Source organism: Peribacillus sp. (genome assembly GCF_059453735.1).
This window is the reverse complement of the sequence record NZ_JAZVJO010000216.1, coordinates 1-9,042: the sequence shown is the minus strand read 5'-3', so window position 1 is coordinate 9,042 and position 9,042 is coordinate 1. Positions and strand designations below refer to the sequence as shown.

Genomic DNA, 9,042 nt, shown 5'->3' with positions numbered 1-9,042 from the left:
AACGTCCCATTCTTAGCATAGAAACATCATGATTGCTTTCAAAAATATATGCTTCAGCATTTGAGATGATCCCTTTTACTCGATCACTTACGTAACCGGTATCCGTTATTAAAACGACTTTTTTGCCATCATGATGGAAGGTATAAAACATCGGTTCAGCTGCATCATGCGATACTCCAAATGATTCAATATCCAAGCTGCCAAACGTTTTAATTTGTTCCATTTCAAAATGGAACTTTTGTTCAATCGGAATCTGTCCGATATTATGTTCCATTGCATTCCACGTTTTTGCATTCGCATAAATAGGTAGTTTGTGTTTTCTCGCTACTACGCCTAGTCCTTTAATATGATCACTGTGCTCATGAGTAACAAGAATGCCTGAGAGCTTGGACATATCACGTCCAATATCGCTGAAAAGACCCTCTAATGCTTTTCCACTCAATCCGGCATCTACTAGGAAGGATTGATCCTCCGTCTCTACGAAAAAGGCATTTCCTGTACTCCCGCTTGCGAGAACACTAAAATGCATTGTCATTCCACTCACTCCAGTATTTTTTCTTCGGTATTTAACTCAATCACTTCACCATCGAATGCATTAACAAATAGATCAAGTTCACCATTTACAATAATTCTCCAAGTTGGAACCAATAGTTGAGATACGGTAGCAGCTTGTAATGAATTATAATACCCTAGTTCTGCTTGAATATCGCTTTTCGGAGCAATATCACCATTATAATAGAGAGATATAATGGCTAATTCAGCCTGCTGGAGTTCTCTTTCTTTTTGGTACTTTTCAATTTCAACAAGATACGTTTGTTCATACGAGATCATATTGTTTTTATCGTCAAGGAAAATGGTCACTTTCCCCTTACTGTTGTTGTAAAACATCTTATTCTCGACATATTGATAAAAAACAATCGTTTTAGCTTCTTTATCATGGGACCAAAAGCGATAATCTTTGCCATAAAGGATATTTTCCTTTAAAAACGTTTCAAGTTCCATTGCCGTGTTTTTGCCAGTGAATTTTATCTCTTTTTCAAATTTACCCGTCAATTTATTCTTATTAATAATGGTTGTTTTCTGATCCTTAAGTTCCTTTAGCTTATCTGCTTCTTTTGTGAAGTCCTTACTTTTTGCGATAAGATAATTCTCGCTCAGTTTATGTTTCGGCAGGTTATCATACGTAATGTCTTCAAGTTTTAATAACTCTACGTCTGAAGGTCTGCTTACAAAAGGCGTATTGAAGCTTGCTTTTTTTTCAATATATTGATAGAGCAGAAAAATATCAAGGGTTAAAAAAACAATAATAAAAAGCGTTTGCGTTTTGTTCCAGTCCATTCCTACTCGCCTCCCGGTTCAGCAAACGAAACGATGGCCCAAGCATCGCCAGAACGGTAATACCAAGCGGGTTCAAGTGTCACGAATTTATCATCTGACGATGGTTTCGATAAGTGGTAGCCTACGACTAAATCTTGAAGCTTGCTCAGTTGAAAACCTTCTTTCATTTTCAACGCCTTTATCGCTTCCCTCGCTGTTGGCAGTTCAACCTCCGCACCATCAGATTGTAAAGGAAAATCAAGAGCGAAAGCAGGACGTTTATACCGATAAATATCGGCATTGCCCCAAACCTGTTCAATTTTAGACATTCCTACTTCATTAAATACTGGAATCCCATCTATATACAGCTGGAAAAAGATACTCTGGTTACTTTCGTTAAGACCTGCAAACTGATACTGATTTTCTTCCCATCCCGCATGATTATTTACATGGTTTATGCTTTGCTGAATGATTTCACTTGATGCAAAACTGTTAATCTTATTCCCTTTTTCAATGGTATCCACAAAAGAAATCAAGGAATTATTTCGGACTGTCATCAAGCTGCCGTCATCTGAAAACTCCTCTCCATCCTCCACTTTATCAGTTCGGACCTCTGAGGGGTTATCAAACAGAGCTTTTTTGAGATTACTCAAATTCACGTATTTTATACTATAGATGAGCTTCTCTAATTTCGGTTTTTCTTTTAGAATAAACAATGTACGTTCTTTACTAACTTTGTACGATTCATACTCAGGTAAAGTTTGAGCCCTTTTATAGTAGGTTTGATAAAACCCTTCCATAACCGCTCCATTTAATTTACTTTCTATAACTTCCTTGTTTTTTGTTGAAACAAAATAAATCGATGAGTCTCTTTGGCTTGACTCTTTCGCTTGAAAAACAATTCGGTCAAATGAAAAGCTCGGTAAATCCTTTTCATTACTATTGAGAAGCATATTAAAAATTTTAAACGGTACTTCATCTGTTAACAGAATTTCTGTATTAGCCTCATTGTGCAGAAAATTATTGAATTCTCCAGATGACCCAGCCTTTTCAGAAGAGACATCTTTATAACCATTTAACGTCCATTTAGATAAATTAGCTTGGAATTTATCCAATTCGACACTGTCGGTCAGTTGAAAATGACTACCGCCTGAATGAAAAAGAATCCCTCTTAACTTAAGAATATCGTTAATTTCTTTTTCTTCTGTTTTAACCGGGATAAACCCATTGGGATCTATGTCTTCATATTCGGGCTGGGTCGTCCAAATATTCCATGTCAACACTGCACTTGTGACAATTAAAATCGTCAGAATAATGCTTTTCACATGTTCAAAATTCATGACCACTCATCCTCTTGTTCCTGTTCGTACGGTAGGGTAAAGAATACAGTCGTTCCTTTACCTTCCACACTTTCAGCCCAAATTTTTCCGCCATGAGCGACGACCATTTCTTTAGCAATAGCAAGTCCTAATCCAGTTCCGCCGACATTCCTTGATCTAGCTTTATCAACACGGTAAAACCGTTCAAAGATCTTATCAAGAGTGTTTTTAGGAATCCCTACTCCTTCATCACTAATACTAATCACAATCTGTTCTTCTGCTTCACGGATTCTAAAGGTAATTTGTCCGCCCTCTGGGGAGTACTTCATTGCATTAGAAATAATATTGTAGAGTACTTGGGTGATTTTATCTTCATCGATTTCGACATAAAAAGCCGTTCTCGGTACATCTCTTTTAAAACTAATATCTTCTTTTTTCGACATTTCCAGCCGATCAATGATGTTTGTAAAGAAGGTGCTGAAGTTAACCCAGTTCTTTGAGAATTGATAATCTTTGCTGTCCATCTTCGACAATTGTAGCAGGTCATTCACAAGGCGGATCATTCGCTCTGTTTCATTTTGGGTGACACCTAGAAATGCTGGAGCTATCTCCTCATCCTGCCATGCACCTTCAGCAAGAGCCTCCAAATAACTACGCATCGTCGTTAATGGTGTACGCAGCTCATGAGAGACATTTGCTACAAATTCACGGCGATCTTCCTCGATCTTTTCCTGTTCGGTAATATCATGCAGCACGGTAATTAAGCCATTAACAAAGCCAGTTTCTTTTTGAATAACAGAAAAATTAGCACGTAGTACATATGGTTGATTCTGTTTACTATAATCAAGAATGACGGATTCTCTTTCTTCAAGTAAATCCTCGAAGGTATATTCTTCTTCCAGCCCAAGCAGTTCAATTATGGGCTGACCTAATACTGTTTCACGTGAAACATCTAATAAACGTGCTGCCGGGTCATTAATCAAGTTCACTCGGCCTCGACGATCCGTTGAAATAACTCCATCAGTCATAAACGATAATACGGAAGACAGCTTTCTGCGTTCTCCTTCTGTACTGGACTGGGAATCTTGAAGCTTTTTAGTCAGCGTATTAAAGGTGACAGCAAGCTGACCAATCTCATCATCGCCATACACTTTTACTTTACGAGAAAAGTTCCCTCTAGACATAGCTATTGCCTGTTTTCGCATATCCGTCATAGGCCGGGTAATGGTTTGACTGAGAAATACCCCTAATATTGCCGTAATAACAAGTGCTATAGCTGTTCCGGTAATAAATATAGTATTAATTTCATTCATTTCTTCGAATACGTTTTCCATATCCGCAATTAAATAGACCACACCAATCACCGTCGAATTTTCAGTGATAGGTGTTGCGAGCACCCACATGCGATGGCCCGTATCCTTGTCACGCTGAATTTCACTATGCTCTCGGCCGACTACAAGTGTCCGCTTGACAAGAAGTTCAGTTGTTTTCTTTCCGACGAGTGCTTGATTACTATTATTCGATGTTCCAATCACTCTCTTTGATCTTCTTTCGACGACACGAACTTCGGTTATATCATTATTGCCATTATTTTTATCTAGAAGGATTCCATTGATTGCGACTTCAAGCGCAGGATCACTTTCGGTTCTTTCCTTTGTCATTTCTTCACCTATGCTATAGGTCAGAAGATTAATATGACTGGTAATTGATTTCTGAAAGTTTTCCTTTAATTTACCTTCTAATTCGGCAACAAAATATACACCGATAATCTGCATGGCTACAAAGATTAGCAGCACATAGATAAGGACAAACTTCACGTGAATAGAACGAAATAAGCCTAGCTTTTTCATGGTTATTACTCCTGTTCAGGGTTACGCAGGTAATAACCTACCCCTCTTCTTGTGACAATCCAGCCTGGGTGACTTGGATTATCTTCGATTTTTTCACGTAAACGTCTCACTGTTACGTCGACCGTACGAACATCTCCAAAATAATCATAGCCCCAAACCGTTTGCAAAAGATGTTCTCGTGTCATAACTTGTCCAATATGTTTGGCTAAGTAATGGAGCAATTCAAATTCTCTATGTGTTAATTCAATTGTATCGCCGCGCTTAGACACAACGTACGCATCTGGATGTATCGTTAAAGGCCCAATAGAGATTTCTTTTGATTCTTCTTCTGGGTTTGGCGCAGCAACTATTTGATGACGACGAAGATTCGCCTTTACACGAGCGATGATTTCTCTCGTACTAAATGGTTTTGTTACATAGTCATCTGCTCCTAGCTCTAGACCTAGCACTTTATCTATCTCTGAATCCTTAGCTGTCAGCATGATAATGGGTGTTTCATATTTTTTTCTGACTTCACGACAAACTTCCATACCGTCACGCTGTGGAAGCATGATATCTAGAAGTATCAAATCTGGCTGTAATTCCTCTACCATTTTAAGTGCTTCATTGCCATCATAAGCGCAATATACATCATAGCCCTCTTTTTTTAAATTAAATTGCAGAATGTCTGCAATCGGCTTCTCATCATCTACTACTAAAATCTTTTTTTCCATCTCTTGTTTCTCCTTTGTCAAATGGTAGCTGTTATCTAAATAGCTTTCTACTTCGTTAGTATAATAGCTTAATGATTTAGTCTAATTTCCGTCTATTATTAACACCGTACACTGGTATCCTAAGCATACATATATTCTCTATTATACTTTATCACTTACTAGGCTTTAAATCATCTATTACCTATTTCCAGTAGGTAATACAGTCTCTATAATACATGTCGAAAGCCTCCGAATCTATGGTTCGGAGGCTTTCGATCTAGTACTTATTGTTTAATATAATTCAGCGGATTAGCAAGTGCTCCATTTTTATAAATTTCAAAATGAAGATGTACACCTGTGGAATGACCCGTTGACCCCATCATCCCTATTTTCGTTCCTTTAGGTACTACTTGTCCGGATTGAACAGCTAACGAATCTAAATGGGCATAAGTTGTTTTATAACCATTTTTATGATCAATGATAACCATATTTCCATACCCAGAGCCTAAGCCAGCAAATTCTACCACGCCATTGTCCGCTGCTGTAATTTTTTTGGTAGTCGGACGGGCAATATCAATCCCTTTATGCAGTTTGCCCCATCGTTGTCCTTGCTTACTGGATATATAACCTCCGTCAGCAGGCCATGCAAAGGTTCCAGTCCCTCTTGAAGGTACTTCCTTCGTTCCTTCTTTCTCTACTTGTGTAACCGGTTCTGATGCCACACGGTCATCTGTAATCGTTTCTTCAATAGACTGTCCATTTATTTCTATTGTTTTATACGTAATAACCTGTTTTCCAGTTTTTCCTTTTACCTCTGTTTTCTTTTCACCTTTATAAAGTTGTTCATCTTTAATAATTTTAGTCTTGAAATCTATGTTTTTATTCTTAATAATTTCTCTTTCAACTCGAATATCTAAATAAGCTACAGGGACTTCAATTTGCAGTTCTGTGCCTGATTTTAATTTCGTCTCTTCATTAATATCCGGATTTAATTCTAACAGTCTTGTCATTTCAATGTCAGTAATGTCTTCAATATCTGCCAGCGTTTCTTGATCCTTTGTTTCATAAACCGCATTGACATGCGTACCTTCATTAATCAATTTGATTGCTTCTTTAACATCAATCAGTTTAGCCGGATCTATTTGAACAGCTTTGCTTTCAAGAGATTTTGATAATAGAATCTCTGTCACACGGTTTTCCGGTGTATCGTTTACTTTCCCTTGTTTCCCCGCTTCATATTGTTCAAGTTCCTTTTCCGTCACATACTGAAGAAAAATGCTTTTTATTACTTCCTCGGCATTTGCCTTTGAAGAGACATAGGCAACCACTTCATCATCAATCGTAATTTCGTAGGCATCCGCTTTGACTTTGAGATCGTGAATGACTTTTTCAATAACCAGGCTATCCCGGTCAGGTTCCTTAAACATATGTTCAGGTATGAGCCTTACCTGACTATCCGCATTAATGACGGCATCTGGGTATGCTGCTTTTGTATCCTCTACTTTTTCCTCTAAACTAGACTGCAAATCTGTATCATCAGTCAAACTTCCAACAAAATCATCATTAACATACACATGCTGTACCGTCTTCATTTCTGATGTTACCTTTTCTTTCGCAGATGAATGTAATGGAAACAGTAAAACCGCTGCACATACGGCAAGTAATCCTTTAAAAAGAGTACATCTATTATATAACTTGAACATTTTTCCTTATTCCTCCTTGAAGAAACAGCCATTAAATGACAAGAAGATATCTTATAACCTAAAGTCTTTCAAAAAAATAGGTATAAATGACTAGATTCATTCAACATTTTTTCCCTTCATTACTCTATCATATTGTCGAAACCTTTCCGAAAGAGATACGAATTTGTAATAAAAATGTATAGATACTGACATCATGTTACAAAATACACTTATTACTTATTACATGTATTTACCTGTTAAATTCACTTAAAATGTTTTTCTATCAATAAGAACCCCGGTTTCCGTTGGAAAAATAAAGAATGGTTGAATTAGGAATATGACAAGAAGATTACAGAAGAAGGACAGAAGAGGAATATTCATGAACACAAAAAAAACGCCCTAAAGGCGTTTAAGAGATGGCGCGGGACGGAATCGAACCGCCGACACAAGGATTTTCAGTCCTTTGCTCTACCGACTGAGCTACCGGGCCATATTATTTTTATTTCATTTCGGTATAAACCTGAACGGTTCAATGAAATAGGCTAAACATTTAAAAATGGCGGTCCGGACGGGACTCGAACCCGCGACCTCCTGCGTGACAGGCAGGCATTCTAACCAACTGAACTACCGGACCAAAGTGACCCCTACGGGATTCGAACCCGTGTTACCGCCGTGAAAGGGCGGTGTCTTAACCGCTTGACCAAGGGGCCATAAAATGGTGAGCCATGTAGGATTCGAACCTACGACCCTCTGATTAAAAGTCAGATGCTCTACCAACTGAGCTAATGGCTCGTACAATTAACAGCAGCTAACTCACTGTTTTAAGATTCTTTTATGACGACGCTTTTTATATTATCATAGAATATGAGTTTTTAGCAATAGTATTTTAAAATAAATTTTTATTATTATTTACACTGCTGTTTTTCTTTGTCATTTTAACGATCTAATTCTATGCTAGGCAGTACAAATAACTTAATAAAGCAGTATAGATCAAATCTTAGTTTGACTTTTATTGATAGCTTAATAAAAGCTGCTATCGATACGAAACTATCAAGTACCCGTCATATAAAAACTGGGATATTCAAACCTAAACAGAATGAATATCCCGAGATGATTTTTTATACTATACGCCAAGGGTTTATAACAATGTTCGTCTGTGTACGGTCTGGACCGACAGAGAATGTTGCCAACGGTATTTGGGTCAACTGAGACACATGCTCTACATAGTGACGTGCATTTTCAGGCAGTTCATCTAGTGAACGACAACCGGTAATATCTTCTTTCCACCCAGGAAGTTCTTCGTATACTGGTTCACACTTAGCCAGAATATTAAGGTTAGCTGGAATTTCTTTAATCACTTCACCATTATATTTATATGCAACACAAATTTTCACGGTTTCGATTCCTGAAAGGACATCGATTGAATTTAAAGAAAGGTCTGTTATTCCACTAACACGGCGGGCGTGGCGGACAACAACCGAATCAAACCAGCCTACACGGCGCGGTCTGCCTGTTGTTGTACCATATTCACGTCCGACCTCACGGATTTGATGACCAATTTCATTTTCTAACTCTGTAGGGAAAGGACCATCTCCTACTCGAGATGTATAGGCCTTACAGACACCAACCACATGATTAATTTTTGTTGGTCCTACACCTGAACCGATGGCAACGCCGCCAGCTACTGGATTAGAAGACGTAACGAAAGGATACGTACCTTGATCGATATCCAGCATCACACCCTGTGCACCTTCAAAAAGGACACGTTTTCCATCGTCAATTAAATCATTTAAAACAACAGATGTATCACAAACATATTTTTGTACCTGTTGGCCGTAGTCGAAGTATTCATCAAGAATATCTTCCAGCTCAAAGCCATCTGTTTCATATATACGTTCAAGCAGAAGATTTTTTTCCTTAAGGTTATGAGCTAGTTTTTGTTCGAAGATTTCACGATCTAATAAATCGGCCATCCGAATCCCTGTACGAGCTGCTTTATCCATATAAGCAGGTCCGATTCCCTTTTTAGTCGTACCGATTTTATTTGCTCCCTTACTTTCTTCTTCTACTTCATCCAATCTAATATGGTAAGGAAGAATAACATGAGCACGATTTGAAATTCGAAGATTATCTGTTGACACGCCGCGTTCATGTAAATAAGCAAGTTCTTTAACTAGCGCCT

The 9,042-nt window shown here is 38.0% G+C and carries 7 protein-coding genes and 4 tRNA genes; all 11 read right to left on the bottom strand.

Going from position 1 to position 9,042, the window contains the following annotated elements:
* A partial coding sequence (locus AC52RT_RS06775) for an MBL fold metallo-hydrolase (RefSeq protein WP_495540036.1) occupies positions 1-535 on the bottom strand: 535 nt, incomplete at its 3' end.
* 5 nt (positions 536-540) lie between these two features.
* On the bottom strand, positions 541-1,338 hold the full coding sequence (locus tag AC52RT_RS06770; protein ID WP_495540035.1) for a two-component system regulatory protein YycI: 798 nt from the start codon (positions 1,336-1,338) through the stop codon (positions 541-543).
* 2 nt (positions 1,339-1,340) lie between these two features.
* Entirely contained in the window at positions 1,341-2,657 is a 1,317-nt protein-coding gene (locus tag AC52RT_RS06765; RefSeq protein ID WP_495540034.1) for a YycH family regulatory protein, read from the bottom strand.
* Positions 2,654-4,486: a cell wall metabolism sensor histidine kinase WalK gene (gene walK, locus AC52RT_RS06760; protein ID WP_495540033.1), complete on the bottom strand. Its 1,833-nt coding sequence runs from the start codon at positions 4,484-4,486 to the stop codon at positions 2,654-2,656. Before walK ends, AC52RT_RS06765 begins: the two co-directional genes overlap by 4 nt.
* A gap of 5 nt (positions 4,487-4,491) precedes the next feature.
* Positions 4,492-5,199 (bottom strand): response regulator YycF, encoded by a 708-nt coding sequence (yycF, locus tag AC52RT_RS06755; RefSeq protein ID WP_040374701.1) that lies wholly within the window; start codon positions 5,197-5,199, stop codon positions 4,492-4,494.
* A 263-nt stretch (positions 5,200-5,462) separates the two neighbouring features.
* Positions 5,463-6,881: a M23 family metallopeptidase gene (locus AC52RT_RS06750; RefSeq protein WP_495540032.1), complete on the bottom strand. Its 1,419-nt coding sequence runs from the start codon at positions 6,879-6,881 to the stop codon at positions 5,463-5,465.
* Between the two features lie 396 nt (positions 6,882-7,277).
* A tRNA-Phe gene (locus tag AC52RT_RS06745) sits at positions 7,278-7,350 on the bottom strand.
* Between the two features lie 67 nt (positions 7,351-7,417).
* Positions 7,418-7,494 (bottom strand) — tRNA-Asp (locus AC52RT_RS06740).
* Between the two features lie 4 nt (positions 7,495-7,498).
* Positions 7,499-7,570 (bottom strand) — tRNA-Glu (locus AC52RT_RS06735).
* Between the two features lie 6 nt (positions 7,571-7,576).
* A tRNA-Lys gene (locus AC52RT_RS06730) sits at positions 7,577-7,652 on the bottom strand.
* 326 nt (positions 7,653-7,978) lie between these two features.
* A partial coding sequence (locus AC52RT_RS06725; RefSeq protein WP_495540031.1) for an adenylosuccinate synthase occupies positions 7,979-9,042 on the bottom strand: 1,064 nt, incomplete at its 5' end.